This window comes from Pseudomonas sp. SDT291_1_S447, assembly GCF_054070155.1.
In genome coordinates this window covers 1-17,796 of the sequence record NZ_JBSVXS010000110.1, presented here as the reverse complement: position 1 = coordinate 17,796, position 17,796 = coordinate 1, and the positions used below count along the sequence as shown (strand labels likewise).

General features: G+C 60.1%; 20 protein-coding genes. 8 read left to right on the top strand and 12 right to left on the bottom strand.

The window, feature by feature from the left end; all coding sequences use genetic code 11:
• Positions 1-61 precede the first annotated feature (61 nt).
• Positions 62-2,251, bottom strand: a complete 2,190-nt coding sequence (locus tag ACW9IR_RS23900; RefSeq protein ID WP_186616393.1) for a patatin-like phospholipase family protein — start codon at positions 2,249-2,251, stop codon at positions 62-64.
• Between the two features lie 71 nt (positions 2,252-2,322).
• On the opposite strand from ACW9IR_RS23900, the gene ACW9IR_RS23895 reads away from it, so the two are divergent.
• Positions 2,323-2,610, top strand: a complete 288-nt coding sequence (locus tag ACW9IR_RS23895) for a SelT/SelW/SelH family protein (RefSeq protein WP_457465262.1) — start codon at positions 2,323-2,325, stop codon at positions 2,608-2,610.
• On the opposite strand, the gene ACW9IR_RS23890 is transcribed toward ACW9IR_RS23895, so the two are convergent.
• The gene (locus ACW9IR_RS23890; RefSeq protein WP_457465261.1) at positions 2,604-3,497 is read right to left on the bottom strand and encodes a DMT family transporter; all 894 of its coding nucleotides are present in this window, start codon (positions 3,495-3,497) and stop codon (positions 2,604-2,606) included. The genes ACW9IR_RS23895 and ACW9IR_RS23890 overlap by 7 nt on opposite strands.
• A 154-nt stretch (positions 3,498-3,651) precedes the next feature.
• Positions 3,652-4,416, bottom strand: coding sequence for an AraC family transcriptional regulator (locus ACW9IR_RS23885; RefSeq protein ID WP_457465260.1), 765 nt, complete (start codon positions 4,414-4,416; stop codon positions 3,652-3,654).
• Between the two features lie 135 nt (positions 4,417-4,551).
• On the opposite strand from ACW9IR_RS23885, the gene ACW9IR_RS23880 reads away from it, so the two are divergent.
• Positions 4,552-5,367, top strand: a complete 816-nt coding sequence (locus tag ACW9IR_RS23880; RefSeq protein WP_025110572.1) for a UDP-2,3-diacylglucosamine diphosphatase — start codon at positions 4,552-4,554, stop codon at positions 5,365-5,367.
• Between the two features lie 120 nt (positions 5,368-5,487).
• On the opposite strand, the gene ACW9IR_RS23875 is transcribed toward ACW9IR_RS23880, so the two are convergent.
• Positions 5,488-6,078 carry an HD domain-containing protein gene (locus tag ACW9IR_RS23875; RefSeq protein ID WP_150749272.1) on the bottom strand — a complete coding sequence of 197 codons (591 nt, stop codon included), beginning with the start codon at positions 6,076-6,078 and terminating at the stop codon, positions 5,488-5,490.
• Between the two features lie 14 nt (positions 6,079-6,092).
• Complete coding sequence (locus tag ACW9IR_RS23870; protein ID WP_457465259.1) at positions 6,093-6,404, bottom strand: Mpo1-like protein; 312 nt, start codon at positions 6,402-6,404, stop codon at positions 6,093-6,095.
• 164 nt (positions 6,405-6,568) lie between these two features.
• Between ACW9IR_RS23870 and ACW9IR_RS23865 the strand changes: the two genes are divergently transcribed.
• Complete coding sequence (locus ACW9IR_RS23865) at positions 6,569-7,630, top strand: AraC family transcriptional regulator (RefSeq protein WP_220038471.1); 1,062 nt, start codon at positions 6,569-6,571, stop codon at positions 7,628-7,630.
• On the opposite strand, the gene ACW9IR_RS23860 is transcribed toward ACW9IR_RS23865, so the two are convergent.
• Positions 7,587-9,041: a TrkH family potassium uptake protein gene (locus ACW9IR_RS23860; protein WP_016984216.1), complete on the bottom strand. Its 1,455-nt coding sequence runs from the start codon at positions 9,039-9,041 to the stop codon at positions 7,587-7,589. The two genes, ACW9IR_RS23865 and ACW9IR_RS23860, sit on opposite strands and share 44 nt — an antisense overlap.
• Before the next feature lie 121 nt (positions 9,042-9,162).
• Here ACW9IR_RS23860 and ACW9IR_RS23855 point away from each other — a divergent pair, with 121 nt between their 5' ends.
• The gene (locus ACW9IR_RS23855) at positions 9,163-9,729 is read left to right on the top strand and encodes a nitroreductase family protein (RefSeq protein ID WP_110720002.1); all 567 of its coding nucleotides are present in this window, start codon (positions 9,163-9,165) and stop codon (positions 9,727-9,729) included.
• Between the two features lie 343 nt (positions 9,730-10,072).
• Here the strand turns inward: ACW9IR_RS23855 and ACW9IR_RS23850 are convergent, their stop codons facing one another.
• The 6 genes from ACW9IR_RS23850 to ACW9IR_RS23825 form a co-directional block, all read right to left on the bottom strand.
• Positions 10,073-11,413 (bottom strand): sensor histidine kinase, encoded by a 1,341-nt coding sequence (locus ACW9IR_RS23850; RefSeq protein WP_457465258.1) that lies wholly within the window; start codon positions 11,411-11,413, stop codon positions 10,073-10,075.
• A gap of 177 nt (positions 11,414-11,590) precedes the next feature.
• On the bottom strand, positions 11,591-12,040 hold the full coding sequence (locus ACW9IR_RS23845; protein ID WP_016987938.1) for a Spy/CpxP family protein refolding chaperone: 450 nt from the start codon (positions 12,038-12,040) through the stop codon (positions 11,591-11,593).
• A 143-nt stretch (positions 12,041-12,183) separates the two neighbouring features.
• A complete protein-coding gene (locus ACW9IR_RS23840) occupies positions 12,184-12,861 on the bottom strand; it encodes a response regulator transcription factor (RefSeq protein ID WP_016987937.1) in 678 nt (225 codons plus the stop codon).
• Between the two features lie 7 nt (positions 12,862-12,868).
• Positions 12,869-13,279: a translation initiation factor 2 gene (locus tag ACW9IR_RS23835; RefSeq protein WP_038363742.1), complete on the bottom strand. Its 411-nt coding sequence runs from the start codon at positions 13,277-13,279 to the stop codon at positions 12,869-12,871.
• Between the two features lie 110 nt (positions 13,280-13,389).
• Positions 13,390-13,689 carry a YciI family protein gene (locus ACW9IR_RS23830; RefSeq protein WP_016987935.1) on the bottom strand — a complete coding sequence of 100 codons (300 nt, stop codon included), beginning with the start codon at positions 13,687-13,689 and terminating at the stop codon, positions 13,390-13,392.
• A gap of 1 nt (position 13,690) precedes the next feature.
• On the bottom strand, positions 13,691-14,290 hold the full coding sequence (locus ACW9IR_RS23825) for a septation protein A (RefSeq protein WP_007919675.1): 600 nt from the start codon (positions 14,288-14,290) through the stop codon (positions 13,691-13,693).
• Positions 14,291-14,377: 87 nt separating this feature from the next.
• Here ACW9IR_RS23825 and ACW9IR_RS23820 point away from each other — a divergent pair, with 87 nt between their 5' ends.
• The 4 genes from ACW9IR_RS23820 (at position 14,378) to scpB (ending at position 17,713) form a co-directional block, all read left to right on the top strand.
• Positions 14,378-15,241 (top strand): PHP domain-containing protein, encoded by an 864-nt coding sequence (locus ACW9IR_RS23820; RefSeq protein ID WP_134177735.1) that lies wholly within the window; start codon positions 14,378-14,380, stop codon positions 15,239-15,241.
• 13 nt (positions 15,242-15,254) lie between these two features.
• A complete protein-coding gene (locus ACW9IR_RS23815) occupies positions 15,255-15,884 on the top strand; it encodes an L-threonylcarbamoyladenylate synthase (RefSeq protein WP_034153313.1) in 630 nt (209 codons plus the stop codon).
• 123 nt (positions 15,885-16,007) lie between these two features.
• Complete coding sequence (locus ACW9IR_RS23810) at positions 16,008-16,706, top strand: segregation and condensation protein A (protein ID WP_172828192.1); 699 nt, start codon at positions 16,008-16,010, stop codon at positions 16,704-16,706.
• An 11-nt stretch (positions 16,707-16,717) separates the two neighbouring features.
• The gene (scpB, locus tag ACW9IR_RS23805) at positions 16,718-17,713 is read left to right on the top strand and encodes an SMC-Scp complex subunit ScpB (protein WP_110719995.1); all 996 of its coding nucleotides are present in this window, start codon (positions 16,718-16,720) and stop codon (positions 17,711-17,713) included.
• Positions 17,714-17,796: the final 83 nt, after the last annotated feature.

Genomic DNA, 17,796 nt, shown 5'->3' with positions numbered 1-17,796 from the left:
GGGAACGCATTCCAATGTAGGAGTGAGCCTGCTCGCGATAGCGATTCGTCAGGCGACCTGATCAGAAGGTCTGCCCCAGATTCAGATAGACCGCCTGCTCATTCGCATCATTCAACCCATAACTGAAATTCAGCGGCCCCAGCGGCGTGTCGAAACCGATAAACACGCTCGCGGCGTTGATGTAGCCACTGTCGAACTCATTGTCGTTGTTCCACGCCCGCCCACGCTCCAGCGAGGCGCCGGCATACAGCGGGAAATCCAGCGGCAGATACGAACGCGGCGTCAACCGGCGGTAGTACACCGCGCGCATCAGGCTGATGTTCTGTCCGGAAATCGCGTCTTCACGGAAGCCCGACAACTGCCGCGCACCGCCGAGCAGGAAGCTTGAGGTCACCACATTGGCATCATCCAGCGTGCGCCCGTAGCGCCCACCGAGAATCAGCGTATCCGGGCCATGGCTCATGGCTTTGTCGATTTTAAAGTCCCACTGTCGATAACGCGTGTCCGACCCCAGGCCCGGTTCAAACTGCGTCAGCGTCAGGCTGACGTCCTTGCCTTCGTGAGGGAAGTACACGTTATCCAGTGAGTCGTACGAATACTTCAGGGCATAGAAACCTTCGTTGAAGTTTTCACTCGGCAGATCCTGATCGCCAATGCGTACATCGGCCTTGCCCCACGCTTCACCGACGCCGAAACGTACTTCGCCGTTGTTGCCGATCTGTCGACCGAAGTTGAGGCCGAAACCGTAACGCTCGACGCGATACTGCGCGATCGGATCGTTGTCGAGCACCGCTTCAACGTTCTGCGCTTCGAACGAAGCATACGGCGCGACGAAGTAGCGCGAACCGACGTCCAGCGGTTGATAGAACTCGGTGTACAGCTCTTGTTTATCGCCAATCTGCGCACGGGTCAGCCATTCCGCGCCGAGGCGGTTGATGCCGTTGATGCGATAGCTGGCACCGAGGTTGAAGGCGCTGTCGCCACGCATGTCGTCCGACAGGTTGAGGCCGACCCGCAAGTAATCGGTGCCGCTGCGCTTGCCCCGAGCACTGATCACCAAGGTGTGATCCTCGCCCTTGTGCACCACGCGGTATTGCACCTGCTCGAAGTAGTCGAGGCCATACAAGGTGCCCATGTCCGAATGCAGGCGCCCCAGATCCAGTGGCTCGCCGATGTGCTGGCGGATGTAATAGCGAATGACATCGTCGTCGACCTTCGAGTCGTTCTCGACGCGGATCGCGGTGATGATCGGCGTACGCTGCCCCGGTGAGCGCGCGGCGTTCAGTTCGGCGTCCTGAGACTCGTCGGGTTTGAGCTGCGCGAGGCGCGCGTCGAGGATTCGGGTCGCCCGGTAACCGGCGTCGATCATCTCCTGGGCTTTACCGAAATCAGTGACGCCGAACGCCGCCAGCGCGGGCTGAATCAGCACATCGGAGGATTTCAGCGCGGCCAGTTGTTCTTCGGAGTTACTGCGGGTCATCAGGGTGATCGACTGGTTCAGCACGTCGACCACGGTGGTCAATTGTTTGCGATTGCGCAGCGGGGTGCCGATATCGACGACGATGGCCACGTCCACGCCCATTTCCCGCGCGACATCGAGGGGAATGTTGTCGGTCATGCCGCCGTCGACCAGTAGCCGGCCATTGAGTTCGACCGGGGCGAACACCGCCGGGATCGACATGCTCGCGCGGATCACCTGCGGCAAGTGGCCTTTGCGGAACACCACTTTTTCGCCATTGGAAATGTCGGTGGCGACGGCGCGGAACGGGATTGGCAGTTTGTCGAAGTCCCGGGTGTCGCTGGTGTGGGCCAGCAGGCTTTCCAGCAGCAGCGCGAGGTTCTGACCCTGAATCACGCCCAGTGGCAGGCCGAGACTGCCGTCGTCACGGAAGCTGAGTTTCTGTTTCACCAGGAAGTCGCGGTCATCCTGCTTGCGCCGAAACGGCACGTCTTCGCGCGGTGGGGCGTCGGACAATGCGGCTTGCCAATCGATGTTCAGCGCGAGTTTTTCCAGTTCATCAATCTTGTAGCCCGAGGCGTACAGACCGCCGATCACTGCGCCCATGCTGGTGCCGGCGATCGCGTCGATTTTGATGCCTTGCTCTTCCAACGCCTTGAGCACGCCGATGTGCGCCAATCCGCGCGCGGCGCCGCCGGACAGCACCAGACCGACTTTCGGTCGCGGCGCCTCACTGGCATGGACAAGCAGAGGAAGGAAACCAAGCAGCAGGCAGAACAGCAGACGGCGCATTGTGAGTCTCGGGGCAAGCGTTAAAGCCGGCTATTATAGCGGCGCCCTCTGTCTCAGGAGTTTCAGCAAACATGACTGTCGCAAAAGCAGAAGTTGTCATCACCTATTGCACTCAGTGCCAATGGCTGCTGCGCGCCGCGTGGCTGGCGCAGGAACTGCTCAGCACCTTTGCCGATGACCTCGGCAAAGTCTCGTTGGTGCCGGGCACTGGCGGGGTATTTCACATCACCTGCGCCGGCGTGCAGATCTGGGAACGCAAGGACGACGGTGGGTTTCCCGAGGCCAAGGTGTTGAAACAGCGGGTTCGCGATCAGATTGATCCTGACCGCGACCTCGGCCATAACGACCGCACTCAGTGAGACGCGGCTTCGGCGGCGACGGTTTTCTTGTCGGCATTGCCGGACATCCGCGCGGAAACGACGATGGCGATGATGATCAGTGCGCCGCCCATCAACATCCGCAGCGTCGGGTTTTCGTTGAACAGCAGCCAGGCGATGGTAATGCCGTAAACCGGCTCCATGGCAAACACCACCGCCGCCGTGCGTGCTTTGATCACCGCCAGACTGGCGACGAACAGGCTATGAGCGACGCCGGTGCAGAACACCCCGAGCAAGCCGATCCACAACCAGTCCAGTGCCCGCACTTCACTGAGTTGCGGCGCCGCAACCGGCAGCAGACACAGCGCCACCACGACGTTTTGACACAACGCCGCCTGCACCGCCGGGATGCGCCCGGAGCTGGCGCGGTTGGTCAGTGACAGCAGCGAGAACAGCAGGCCCGACAACACTGCCCAGAGCAGGCCGGTGGTTGCGCCGCTGGCCAGATCGAACGCCGGGGTGACCAGCACCAGACCAACCGTCACCAAGACGACGAGGATGATTTCATTGGCGCGGATGCGTTCGCGGAAAATCAGCCCTTCAAGAATCACCGTGAAGGCCGGGAAACTGGCAAAGCCCAGGGTGGCGATGGCGACGCCAGCAACTTTCACCGAAACAAAGAAGCTCACCCAATGCCCGGCCAGCAACACGCCGCTGAGGGCCAGACGCCGCCAGTCCACGGCCTGCAGTTTCTGCCAGCCGTGCTGGCTGGCGAAACGGGCGAAGAACGCCAGGGCGAGCACGGCGAAAGCTGCGCGACCGAAGACGATCACGGCGGGAGACGCGGCAGCGAGTTTGCCGAACACACCGGTCAGGCCAAACATCAAAGCGCCAATATGCAGAGCGCCAAGGGCGGTACGCGGAGTCATTGCAATCCTTCTATCTCAAACACGATTTCAACTGTAGGAGCTGCCTCAGGCTGCGATCTTTTGATCTTGCTTCTGAAAAACAACATCAAAAGATCGCAGCCTGCGGCAGCTCCTACATATTGAACCGGGGGAAGACCGTGAGTCTGTCGGCAGACTATCGTCTTTTGTCGCAGGAATCGCGCCGAAGCTGGCCGGGTGATGCACCGAACTCACGTAGGACGGCAGCCGAGAAGGCACTTTGCGAGCTGTATCCGACGCGACTGGCAATCTCGCCAATCGGCAGTGCAGTGTCGCGCAGAAGTTGCACCGCCAGATGCAGGCGCCGACTGCGGATGTAATCCATCGGCGTCTGCCCGCATTCGGCCATGAACCGTGCATGCAGGCGCGCGCAGGACAACCCGGCCACGCGCGCCAGATCGGCGACTTGCAGCGGATAAGCGGCGTTTTGCTCGATGTGCGCATCCAGCGCGGTGTAGGGCAGGCGACGCGCGACCAGTTCGCCAGGTAGCGCGTGATTGAGACTGGCCAACAGCAAAACCGCGCCTTGCTGCGCGATCAACGGATCGCTCACCGGACTGTTCGCCAGCCAACTGACCAATTGGCTTTGCCCCGCATCGAGTGACAGTCGCGCCGGCAGGTCGAGCAAGCGTTGGCTAGCCTCGGCGTGCTCACCCAGTGAGTCCTTCACCCATTGCCCCTCAGGGATGTCGAGGACCAGACAGCGGCTGCCGTCGGGACTGCCACAGGCATGATGAGCGCCGGACGGAATCACCACGAAGCTCTGCTGACGCACCTGACTGCCGCAACCCTCGACCTCGAAATCCAGCGCACCGGACAACCCGAACACCAATTGCGCGTGTTCGTGGCTATGCACGATCAAATCGTGGGTGTACTGACGCAGGGTGAGGATCGGTCGCATGGCAGGTTGTCTCCGAAGTGATCGCCAGTCTACACCGGCGCACGCCGGATGCGTTGTCACACGACTGACTCACGCTTGTCATGGTCGATTAACCGGACAAGCGCAGAGTGGCGAAAACATCGCAGAGGGTTGCCCATGACCAGCGCCGAGCTCGCCAGACCCAGTCGCAAACAACGGGTGCGAACCCTGTGGATCTCCGACGTGCATTTGGGCACGCGCGATTGCCAGGCCGAGCACTTGTCGCAATTTCTCAAGGGCTACCATGCCGACAAGATTTATCTGGTCGGCGACATCATTGACGGCTGGAAACTGCGCGGCGGCATGTACTGGCCGCAAGCGCATACCAACGTGATCCGTCGTTTGTTAACCATGAGCAAGCGCGGCACCGAGGTGATCTACGTCACCGGCAACCACGACGAATTCCTGCGGCGATATTCGAAGCTGATTCTGGGCAATATCCAACTGGTCGACGAGGCGGTGCATGTCACCGCAGACGGTCGGCATCTGCTGGTGATTCACGGCGATCAGTTCGATGTGATCACCCGTTATCACCGCTGGCTGGCCTTCCTTGGCGACTCCGCCTATGAATTCACCCTGACCCTCAATCGCTGGCTCAACCACTGGCGGGCGCGGTATGGCTACGGTTACTGGTCACTCTCGGCGTACCTGAAACACAAGGTGAAGACGGCGGTGAGTTTCATCAGCGACTTTGAAGAAGCCATCGCCCATGAATGCGTGAAGCGCGAGTTGCATGGCGTGGTGTGCGGGCACATTCACCACGCCGAGATCCGCAAGGTGGGGGAGGTGGATTACCTCAATTGCGGCGATTGGGTGGAGTCGTGCACGGCGTTGATCGAGCATTGGGATGGCACGATCGAGTTGTATCGGCTGGCGGATGCGCAGGCGCGTGAGGCGGAGCTAAAGGCTGCCAAGGTCGCCGAAATCGCCTGAACAACACAAATCCCCTGTGGGAGCGAGCTTGCTCGCGAAAGCGTTACATCAGGCAAAGTCGTGTTGCCTGACACTCCGCATTCGCGAGCAAGCTCGCTCCCACAATGGGCTGTGGTGTTCTCAGGCCGGGCTGTGTTCCTCCATCGCGGCTTTGTAAATCGAGTTCTTCGGCTGCGCAAACAACCGTTCCATCATCGGCTCAAAGAAACTCAACGGCAGCGTGTCATAGTCAGGATCAAACGCCGCCGCATCGTATTTGGCACAGAACTCTGCAGTCGCTTGATACTGCGGATGACCGGCGAACTGCTCGCGCAGATGCCGATCCATGCCCAAGTGATGAAAGAAGTAATAACCCTGAAACACCCCGTGCTTCTCCACCATCCACAAATTTTCGGCACTGACGAACGGCTTGAGAATCGCCGCAGCAATGTCCGGATGGTTGTAGGAACCCAAGGTGTCTCCGATGTCATGCAGCAACGCGCAGACCACATATTCCTCGTCGCGCCCGTCACGAAACGCGCGGGTGGCGGTTTGCAGTGAGTGGGTCAGGCGATCCACCGGAAAGCCGCCGAAATCGCCTTCGAGCAATTTCAGGTGAGTCATGATCCGCGAGGGCAACTGTTTGGCGTAGGCACTGAAGTCAGCGGCGATGATCGCCCAGTCTTCCTGCGTACCGTCCTTCATATGGGTGAAGCGGGCATTGGCATTCATTGGCTGACCCTCATTCAGAACGCCACGCGACCGAGGATTATGTCGCGGTACATGACGAAGTCGCCGAGCAGGCTGTACAGCGGGTGCTGGAAAGTCGCCGGTCGGTTTTTTTCAAAGAAGAAGTGCCCGACCCAGGCAAAGCTGTAACCGGCCAGCGGCACCGCCAATAGCGGCAGCCAGGCGCCTTTGGCGATGGTCATCGCCAGAATGAAAATCACCAGTGTGGTGCCGATGAAGTGCAGGCGCCGACAGGTGCTGTTGCTGTGTTCGCTGAGGTAATACGGATAGAACTCAGCGAAGCTGCTGAAATGCTTGATGTTTTCCACGACCGCGTTCTCTGTGGTTATTGTTCTGGCGACGAGTTGTGCTGCGGGTAGCTTATTTGAGTCTAGAGTGATCATTGGCGTGGGCCAGTGACAATCGGCGCCACTTTAGTATCCTTGGCAAATCAGGCCGTAGCATGCGGCCCATCATGTAAAAGAAAAACGCCATGAGCGAACGAACGACTTCTGCAAGCTGGGCGATGGGGATTGTCAAAGCATTGGAGATGGACGGCCTGGATTGCCGGGTTCTGTTCAAGCAGCTGGGGCTTGATTACACGGCTCTGGATGATCCGGATGCGCGCTTCCCGCAAGATTCCATGACCCGTCTCTGGCAACGGGCGGTCGAGCTGTCCGGCAACCCGGCGATTGGCCTGAACATGGGCAAAGTGGTGCGACCGGCGTCGTTTCATGTCGCCGGTTATGCGCTGATGTCGAGCAATACCCTGGCCGAAGGCTTCCAGCGGCTGGTGCGTTATCAGCGGATTATCGCCGAAAGTGCCGACCTGAGCTTCCGTCTGCTGGAAGAAGGTTATGCGCTGATTCTGACCGTGCACGGCGACCATCTGCCGCCGACCCGGCAAAGCGCCGAAGCCTCGCTGGCCTGTGCGCTGGGCCTGTGCGGTTGGTTGACCGGGCGCACGCTGCATCCGGTCAAAGTGCTGGTGCAGGGCGCCGAACCCGACGACCTGGAACCTTACAAACAAGCCTTTCATGCGCCGCTGATGTTCAACGCGCCTTACGATGCGCTGATTTTCGAGCGGGCCGACATGGAAGCCCCGTTGCCCACCGCCAACGAAGCGATGGCGCTGTTGCATGACCGGTTTGCCGGGGAATATCTGGCGCGGTTTTCCGAAAGTCGCGTGACCCACAAGGCGCGACAGGTACTGTGCCGGTTGCTGCCACAAGGCGAACCGAAGCGCGATACCGTGGCGCAGACTCTACATTTATCGCAGCGTACCTTGCAGCGGCGCTTGCAGGAGGAGGGCACCAGTTTTCAACAGTTGCTCGATGACACGCGCCGCGAACTGGCCGAGCAGTATCTGGCGCAACCGCGCATGACCTTGCTGGAAATCGCTTATCTGTTGGGCTTCGCCGATCCGAGCAACTTCTTTCGCGCGTTCCGCCGCTGGTTCGATACCACGCCCGGCGATTACCGGACGCGGTTGTTGCAGGCGCCGAGCGCGATCAGTGACGCCAAAAGGCCGGAATACACAGTACAAACACCGTAATGATCTCCAGTCGGCCGAGCAGCATACCGAACGACAGGATCCACTTGGCCGCATCCGGCAGGGTGGCGAAGTTACCCGCCGGGCCAATGGTTTCGCCCAGGCCCGGGCCGACGCCGGACACGGTGCTGGCGGCGCCGGTCAGTGCGGTCATCCAGTCGACGCCGAGCAGCGACAGCAACAGGGCGATCACGCAGATGGTGATGGCGAAGAAGAACGAAAAAGTCAGAATCGAACGGACGATTTCTTCGTCGAGGCGGTGACCGTTGTACTTCTGCTTGATCACCGCACGCGGGTGAATCAGCTGATTAAGGTTGGCCTTGAGCAGGATGTAGGCGACCTGGAACCGGAAAATCTTGATCCCGCCCGCCGTCGACCCGGAACAGCCTCCGACAAAGCCCAGATAGAAAAACAGCATCAGCGAGAAGTTGCCCCACAGGCTGTAGTCGCCGAGGGCAAAACCAGTGGTGGTGACCACCGAGGTCACGTTCAGTGCCACGTGGCGCAGCGCATCGAGCCAATGCAGGTTGGTCGTCCACCAATACCAGGTGCCGAGCACCAGCCAGGTCACCAGCAACATGCCGAGCAAACCCTGCACCTGCTGATCCTTGATCAGCGCTTTACGATTGCCACGCAACGTCGCCACGTACAGGGTGAATGGCAGGCTGCCGAGAATCATGATGACCACCGCCACCCAGTGCACCGCCGGTTGCGTCCACTTGGCCAGCGATTGGTCGGAGGTCGAGAAACCACCGGTGGAAATCGCCGACATCGCGTGGTTGATCGCGTCGAACGGGCTCATCCCGGCCCACCAGAACGCCAGGCTGCCGAGGATGGTGATGCCGACATAAGCCGCCACGATCAGTCGCGCCACCATGTGCGAGCGCGGCATGACCTTTTCCGAGCGGTCCGAGGATTCGGTCTGGAACAGGCGCATGCCACCGATACGCAGCAGCGGCAGAATCGCTACCGCCATGCCGATAAAGCCGATGCCGCCGATCCAGTGCAGCAACGAGCGCCACATCAGGATGCCCGGAGACATGTCGTCGAGATGATTGAGCACGGTCGAGCCAGTAGCGGTAATCCCCGACATGCTTTCGAAAAACGAGTCGGTGTAGCTGATGTGCTGAGTCAGCAGAAACGGCAGCGCGGCAAAGATGCACACCACCAGCCAACTGCTGACCGTCAGCAGATACATGTCACGTGGGCGCAGGTGAATGTGTTCCGGTCGACCGGGAATCACCAGCGCGAGGCCGGCGACGAAGGTGATCATGCTCGCCCAGAGGAACGACGGCAGGTCGCTGGTGCGTTCGAAAATTACCAGAGTGGCCATGGGCACGACCATGGCCACGGCCAGGGTGATCAGGAAGATGCCGATGATGAAACCAATGATCCGTAAGGTCGGCAACGCCATGAAGTCCGCTCGGGCTGATGTAAGGAGGGCGCCATTCTACCCGTGGGGCAGGGCATGTAAACCGGCATCCTGTTGGCAGATGAAGCTAGAATAGCCGCACATTTTTCTCAGGAGGTGGCCGATGCAGGCTCTCGACGCGTTGCTCAACCGTGTTTCCGTTCCACGACTGGTCGAACCGGCCCCCACTGCCGAGCAGCGCGAAGCCCTGTTTGGCGCAGCGTTGCGCGCGCCGGATCACGGACATTTGCAGCCGTATCGCTTTCTGACCGTCGAAGGCGCAGCGCGCGAGCAAATGGGCGAGTTGCTGGCCGAGGCTGCACAGCTGCAGGAAGGCGAAGTCACCGAAGCGATGATCGACAAGGCGCGCAACGGCCCGCTGCGGGCGCCGCTGGTGGTTGTGGTGATCGCCAAATTGCAGGAGCACGTTAAATATCCTAAGGCCGAGCAGTTGCTGGCGGCGGGGTGTGCGGCGCACGGGATTTTGCTGGCGGCGTATGCGCAGGGGATTGGTGCGGTGTGGCGTACGGGGGATCTGGCTTATTCGCAGCACGTGGCCAAAGGTTTGGGGCTGGCGGAGGGTGAAGAGGTGATTGCGTTTCTTTACCTTGGCACGCCGCAGAAGGAGCCTCGCGTAGCTGAAAAGGTCGACCTGAGCGAGTTCGTTAGTGTCTGGCCTGGTAAAGCCTGAAGATCAAAAGCCCCTCACCCTAACCCTCTCCCAGAGGGAGAGGGGACTGATTGGGGGATGCTGTAGAAGTACGCCGACCTGAACGCTCTTCGCTGAATCCAGAATCGACGCGGATTACCGCTCTGTCGAATCCATAATCGACTCGGATTACCGCTCTGGCGAATCTATAGTCGACTCGGATTACGGTTCTGTCGAATCTATAATCGACTCGGATTACGGTTCTGTCGAATCCATAATCGACTCGGTTTTCCAGGTCGATGTCTGACGCAATACACCTCGGTCGGCCCCCTCTCCCTCTGGGAGAGGGCTGGGGTGAGGGGCTTTTCTGGGGTGAGGGTGGCTTTTAGGGTTGGACAACGGCACCAGGCACCAATGGCAATTCCAGACTCGCAACAAACCCACCCTGCGGATGATTGGCCAACGTCAAACTCCCGCCATGGCGCTCTGCCGCCCGTCTTGCAATCGCCAGCCCCAGGCCATGTCCCGCCGCCGTCTGCCCCGGCGCCCGGTAAAACGGCTCGCCCAACTGACTCAAATGCTCGGCCTGCACCCCCGGCCCATGGTCGCGCACGCTCACGATGATTTTTTCACCCTGACGTGAAGCCTGCATTTCAATCGACTGACCTTCCGGGTTGAAGCGCTGGGCATTGCGCAGCAGGTTGTCGACGGCGCGCTCGATCATGGTCGGCCAACCCTTCAGGTTCAGTTGCGGTTCGGCATCAAGACGCACAATCTGCTCAGGCGATGCAAGTTTCGCATCCTTCTGCAACGTGCCGAGCAACGCATTCAAATCCACCTCTTCAGCACTGGCATTGTCAGCATCGACGCGCGCCAGCACCAGAATTTCACTGATCAACGCTTCCAGTCGATCACACTCGCGGGTCAGCCGTGGCCAGAGTTTCTCGCGTTCTTCGGGGTTGGCCCGCTCTGCCAGTGCCAAGGCAATGCGCAACCGTGCCAACGGTGAGCGCAATTCATGGGAGACATCACGCAGCAACTGCCGCTGACTGCCAATCAGACTCTGCAAACGTGCGCCCATGCGGTTGAAGTCATTGGCCAGTACGCCGAACTCATCGCGCCGGTTGGCCAGTTTCGCCAGGCTGTTCTGTTGATAGGTGGTCTGCCCCAGATCATGTACTGCGCCGCGCAAACGGCTGAGCGGGCGGGTGATGGAGAAGGTCACCAGCAAACTGAACAGGGTCAGCACCACCAGCGCGATGCCCAGAGCGCTCAGTGGCCAAAGCAGACTTTCGCGGTGCCAAGAGTCGAGTTCCGGATGCGGGATGCGGTAGATGAACAGGTAAGTGTCACCGGTTTTTTCACTGGTGAATTCGTCGGTCAGACGCCGCCATGGCAGGCGCCGGTCATCATTGTTCTGGCGTGCCTCAAATGCGGCGGCGCGGCGCGGGAAGGTGCCACGCACCACCGGATCGCCGGATTCGTTGAGCACCTGAACGTCGATGTGATATTGGCGTTTGCGCTGTTCGAGAATGTCCTGGGCGGCTTCTTCGCCCTGAGCTTCGTAGGTTTGCGTCCATTCGCCGGCGAGGGTGTTGAGGCCCGGATGGCGGCTGAGGATCCACGCGTCCTGATTGAGCATATGTCCGAGCAGAATGGACAACCCGGCCACCAGAGCGATGGCCAGCCAGAAGCTCGCGAGAATACGCCAGAACAATGAACGCACAGAAAATCCTCAATCAAACACAAATCTAAAATGTGGGAGCGAGCCTGCTCGCGATAGCGGTGAGTCAGACAAGTATCCGCTGACTGACACACCGCTATCGCGAGCAGGCTCACTCCTACATTGGATCGGTGGAAAAAGACCCGACGGTGTTTAGCCGTCGGGTCCGGGGTCAGAACATTATTGCGCCTTTTGCGCCTGTTGCGCTTTCCACGCCTTGAACTCGGCCCATTCGGCGCGACGCTCGGCCTGTTTCTTCTGGATCTCGTCGAATTTCTTCTGTTGATCCGGTTTCAACACGGCGCGCACATCGGTCTCCGCTTTCTTGTGGTTGGCCGCCATCTCGTCCTTCATGGCTTTTTGGTCAGCCGGCGAGAGTTTTTCCAGGTACTTGTCGACCACTTGCTTACGCTCGTGCATCTGCTCGCCCATGATCTTGCGGATCTGCTCGCGTTGTTCGCGGGACAGGTCGAGCTGGCTGTACGGGCCTTTGCCGTGCATGCCGTGCATCTGACCGCCGTGGCGTGGGCCGTCAAGCGGGCCACCCATCGGGCCGCCGTCTTGCGGCATGGCCATGGCGACGGTTGGCAGAGCGGCAGCGAACATCAGAGCGATAAGAGTCTTGCGCATGGTGTATCTCCTTGTCTCGTTCCCGGTACGTTCCGGATGAGTACAGATTACGGAGATCAAGGTCAGCGGCGGTCAGCACTGCGTAAAGCTTCGGTAAAGACGCTCGAGCGCTGACCTGACAAACACTCCTACAGGTGGAAGGTTCAGAGGCTGTAGAAATAACCGCGGCTACGCAGGGCGACGATGCGCGGGCGGCCGTCCGGGTGCGGGCCGATCTTTTTACGCAGGTTGCTGACGTGCATGTCGAGGCTGCGGTCGTACAGGGTCAGCTTGCGACCGAGGGCGAGCTGCGCCAGTTCCTGTTTGTCCAGCGGCTCGCCCGGCTGTTTGAGCAGCGCTTCGAGCAGACGGCTTTCGGAAACGGTGAGGGTCAGTTCTTTCTCATCGATGCTGACCACGCCGCGCACCGGGCTGAAACTCAGGTCGCCAAGTTCGAGTTGCGTCGAGACTGCCGCCGGATGGCTGCGGCGCAATACGGCGCGCAGGCGGGCGGTCAATTCGCGCGGGTCGCACGGTTTGGCCAGGTAATCGTCGGCACCCAGTTCCAGGCCGAGGATGCGATCCAGCGGCTCGCCACGGGCCGAGAGCATCAGCACCGGCAGGTCGGCGTGGTCGTTGCGCAGTTGCTTGAGCAGTTCCAGACCACTGCCATCGGGCAGCATCACGTCCAGCACCACTGCCGCCGGAGCCGTTTCGGCCAAGGCCTTGCGGGCGCTCTGGCCATCGTGGCAGGCGCGCACATGGAAGCCTTCCTGGCTCAGCCAGCTACTCAGGAGTTCGCACAACTCCTGGTCATCATCAATCAGTAACAGCTCGCTCATGACTCACTCAATTTAGCCATTGCCGACGTTTTCGGCTTGCTCCACTGGCAAAGATACCGCAGAGCAGCGCCAATAGCGCTACTCCGGCGCCCGTGACGAACCACTGCTGCTGATCGGTCAACAGACGCGGCAGCGGGCTGGCCTGGGCTTCCTTGAGTTGCAGCTTGAGACGCTGGTTCTCCTGGCGCAACCGGGCAAGCTGGGCGCTTTCGCGGGTGTTGTCGGCATTTTGCAGTTGTTTGCTCAGTTCTTCCCGCTGCTGCTCGCTGGCCTTGAGGCGCTGCTGCAACTCGGTGATCTGGCTGCCGGCGCTTAACGACAATGGCGTGGAGCTGCCGCCTTCGGTGGTTTCCTCACCATGGGCGGGCGCCATGATCGACAACGTGACCAACATCAGACACAACGGACCCTTGCGCATCGCGACACCTGTTTCCAAATGGATATTGGGCAGGTTGTCGGCAGGCAAACGAGAATAATGAGCGATTGAGAACGCGATGAACCGAGAAGGTTCATCGCGTGGGGATAGCGTTACGGCAGGACTTGCTTGAACGGCTTGACGATCACATTGGCGTAGACGCCGGCGGCAATGTACGGATCGGCATCGGCCCACGCTTGCGCAGCGCTCAGTGAATCGAATTCGGCGACGATCAGGCTGCCGGTGAAACCCGCTGCGCCCGGATCATTGCTGTCGACGGCCGGGTGCGGACCGGCCAATACGATGCGGCCTTCGCCCTTGAGCGCTTGCAGGCGTTCCAGATGCGCAGGACGCGCGGCCAGGCGTGCTTCCAGCGAGTTGGCGACGTCGGTGGCAATGATGGCGTAGAGCATGTCAGTCCTCGGTTTTTGGTGTTGTTGTGGTATCGGCATCGTGCAGGTGACGCGACAGGTAAATGCCCTGTGCGACCAGGAATACCAGGGTCATGCCCAGGCTGCCGAACACCTTGAAGTCCACCCAGTAGCTCTGGAAGGTGAAGGCGACGAACAGGTTGGCGGCTCCGCAGAACAGGAAAAAGGCGATCCAGGCGATGTTCAGGCGGGTCCAGACCGGATCCGGCAGGGTCAGCGCGTGGCCCATGATGCGTTTGATCAGCAGGCGATCACCGATGAAGTGGCTGCCGATGAAGGCGACGGCGAACAGCCAGTTGACCACAGGCGCTTTCCATTTGAGGAAAGTCTCGCTGTGGAAGGCCAGCGTCAGGCTGCCGAACACCAGGCAGGCGATCAGGGTCAGCCATTGGCTCTTTTCCAGCTTGCGCTGTTTGATGAACAACGCGCCGTACACCACCAGGGAACTGATGATCAGCATCGCCGTGGCGCTGTAAATACCGCCTACAGTCACTTCATGGCCAGCGATGTCGACGACCCGTGGATCAAGTTTGTAAACGATGAAGAACAGCAGAAGCGGGATGAAATCGATGAATTGTTTCACAGTGAGAGCCAGAAGCTGGATGTGGCGGCATAATAACAAACATATGGGCGCGCGATAGCGCCAGCTGATTTGAGGTTACAACTCCCCGTGAATGTTGATTTGCACTGCCATAGCACGGCCTCCGATGGCGCCCTGGCGCCTGCGGTTCTGGTTGCGCGTGCGTTCGAGAACGGCGTGCGAGTCCTGGCGTTGACCGACCACGACACTCTCGAGGGCCTCGCCGAAGCGCGTACGGCCGCCAATGAATTGGGTATGCAACTGGTCAACGGCGTTGAGTTGTCCTGCACTTGGGGCGGCGCGACCATTCATGTGTTGGGCTACGGTTTTGATGTCAATGCGGCACCGTTGGTCGAGGCAATTGCCAAGTTGCACGATGGCCGCTGGCTGCGGTCGGAAGAAATAAGCCGCAAGCTCGCCCTCAAGGGCATGCCCGGTGCCCTCGAAGGCGCCCGGCAGGTGCAGCAGGAACTGGGCGACAGCGGCAACGCCCCGGCCCGTCCGCATTTCGCTGACTGGATGGTGCGTGAAGGTTTCGTAAAGGATCGCGCTGAGGCATTCCGCAAATGGCTCGGCGCCGGCAAGCTGGGTGACGTCAAGTTGCACTGGCCGACGCTGGAAGACACCGTCGGTACGCTGCGAGCCGCCGGTGCCTGGGTCAGCCTGGCACATCCGTGGCACTACGATTTCACCCGCAGCAAGCGCCGAAAGCTGATTGCCGACTATATTCAAGCAGGCGGGCATGCAATCGAGGTGGTCAATGGCCATCAGCCTGCGGAACAGGTCGGCAGCCTGGCAATCCTTGCCCGTGAGTTCGGTCTGCTGGTCAGCGCCGGCAGTGACTTCCATGGCCCTGGCGGCTGGTCCGAGATCGGCCAGTACCGGCCGGTTCCCGAGGACCTTCCACCCCTGTGGTGTCGGTTCAAACATGACACAGATATTGCCGCCGTCTGAACAGGTAGAGAATGTGAGTCAATTTTTCCAGATACATCCGGAAAACCCGCAAGCGCGCCTGATAAAACAGGCGGTCGAGATCATCCGCAAGGGCGGGGTGGTGATTTATCCTACGGACTCTTCCTACGCGATCGGTTGCCAGATCGGCGATAAAACCGCGATCGAGCGCGTGCGTCGCCTGCGTCAGCTCGATGAAAAGCACAACTTTGCGCTGATCTGCAGCGACCTGTCGCAACTGGGCAACTACGCCAAGATCGACACCGGCACCTTCCGTATTCTCAAAGCGCACCTGCCGGGGCCATACACCTTTATTCTCAACGCCACTCGCGAAGTGCCACGCCTGCTGCTGCACCCGAAAAAACGCACCATCGGTCTGCGTGTGCCAAGCCATCCGATCGCGCTGGCGCTGCTGGCCGAACTCGGTGAGCCGCTGATGAGCGTGACCCTGATCATGCCCGGCGATGAAGACCCGCTCAGCGATCCGTACGAAATGCGTCAATTGCTTGAACATCAGGTGGACTTGATCGTCGACGGCGGCTTCGGCGGTATTAAAGCTTCGACGGTGATCGACCTCACCGGCGATGACCCGGAAGTGGTCCGCGTCGGTTGCGGCGATCCGACGCCGTTCATGGTCGAGGCCTGAATGTCCGCAGTGGAAACCGTTGTCGATCCCCAGGCCGGCGCTCAGCAGGAACTGCCGTTTGCCATGGTCTATGGCCAGGCGGTCATGGAAATGCCGCTGGATCTGTACATCCCGCCGGATGCGCTGGAAGTCTTTCTTGAAGCCTTTGAAGGCCCGCTCGACCTGCTGCTGTACCTGATCCGCAAACAGAACATCAACATCCTCGACATCCCTGTCGCGGAAATCACCCGCCAGTACATGGGCTATGTCGAGTTGATGCAGTCGGTGCGCCTGGAGCTGGCCGCCGAGTATCTGGTGATGGCCGCGATGCTCGCCGAGATCAAGTCGCGCATGCTCCTGCCGCGCGCCGAAACTGTCGAAGACGAAGAAGACGACCCGCGCGCCGAACTGATCCGCCGCTTGCAGGAATACGAGCGTTTCAAGGCTGCTGCTGAAGGCATCGACGGCTTGAGCCGCGTCGGCCGCGATGTCATCGTGCCCAAGCTCGATGCCCCGGAAGCCCGCGCGCGCAAGCTGTTGCCGGATGTCGCGCTGGAAGAGATTTTGATGTGCATGGCTGAAGTGCTACGCCGTGGCGATATGTTTGAAAGCCACCAGGTCAGCCGCGAGGCGCTGTCCACCCGCGAGCGCATGAGCGATGTGCTGGAACGGCTCAAGGGCGGCGGTTTTGTGCCGTTTGTCGAGCTGTTCACTGCCGAAGAGGGCAGGCTGGGTGTGGTGGTGACCTTTATGGCGATCCTTGAACTGGTCAAGGAATCCTTGGTCGAGCTGGTGCAGAATGAGCCGTTCGCCGCGATCCACGTGCGAGCCCGAGCCGAATAACGAGTCGAAACATGAACCTGACTGAACCCCGCGAGCTGGCACCCCTGCTTGAAGCCTTTCTGTTGGCCTCGGGAAAGCCGCAATCTCTTGAGCGTCTTTTTGAATTGTTCGAAGAAGGCGAGCGGCCCGAGCCTGCGGTCTTCAAGAAAGCCCTGACCCTGTTGGGCAAGTCCTGCGAGGGCCGCGCGTTCGAGCTCAAGGAAGTCTCGTCGGGCTATCGTTTGCAGATCCGCGAGAAGTTTTCGCCGTGGGTTGGCCGCTTGTGGGAAGAGCGCCCGCAGCGTTATTCCCGTGCGCTGTTGGAAACCATCGCGCTGATCGCCTATCGCCAGCCGATCACCCGTGGCGAGATCGAAGACGTGCGTGGCGTGGCGGTAAACAGCAACATCGTCAAAACCTTGCTGGAACGTGAGTGGATCCGCGTCGTCGGCTACCGCGACGTGCCGGGCAAACCAGCAATGTTTGCCACCACCAAGATGTTTCTCGATCACTTCAACCTGAAGAACCTCGAAGACCTGCCGCCGCTGGCTGAATTGCGCGAAATGGAAACCGACCCGGTGCTCGATTTCGACGACGCGCCGGTGCCGCAGGGCTTGCAGGAACTGGCCGATGCCAGCGCCGAGCCGGAGGAAGAGAAGGAAGAGACCAGTTTCCATACCTTGCTGCTGGAACTGGACAGCATGGAGGAGGGGATCAAGACCGACTTCGACGATTTGTTGCGGGATGCGGCTGATGGTGAGGCACCGGCGCCTGAAGCAGAAATCGAGACTGAGCCTGCGCCGCAGATCGCCGAGCCAATCATTGAAGTTGAACTTGAAGCCGAGCCAGAAGCCGAACCGGAAGAGGACATTCTTGGCGTCGCCGAAGCCCGCGAAAAGCTGTTGGCCGCCGTCGCCGCCCTCGAACAACCGGCGCCAGAACCCGAACCGGAGCTAAGCGAAGAAGAAGCCGAAGCCCGCGCCCTGGCCGAAGCCATCGAAGCCGAACGCCGCGAATTCGAAGACTGACCCGATTCCAAGAACACCGCAAACCCCTGTAGGAGTGAGCCTGCTCGCGATTGCGGTGTGTCAGTCGACATCTTCTTGCCAGA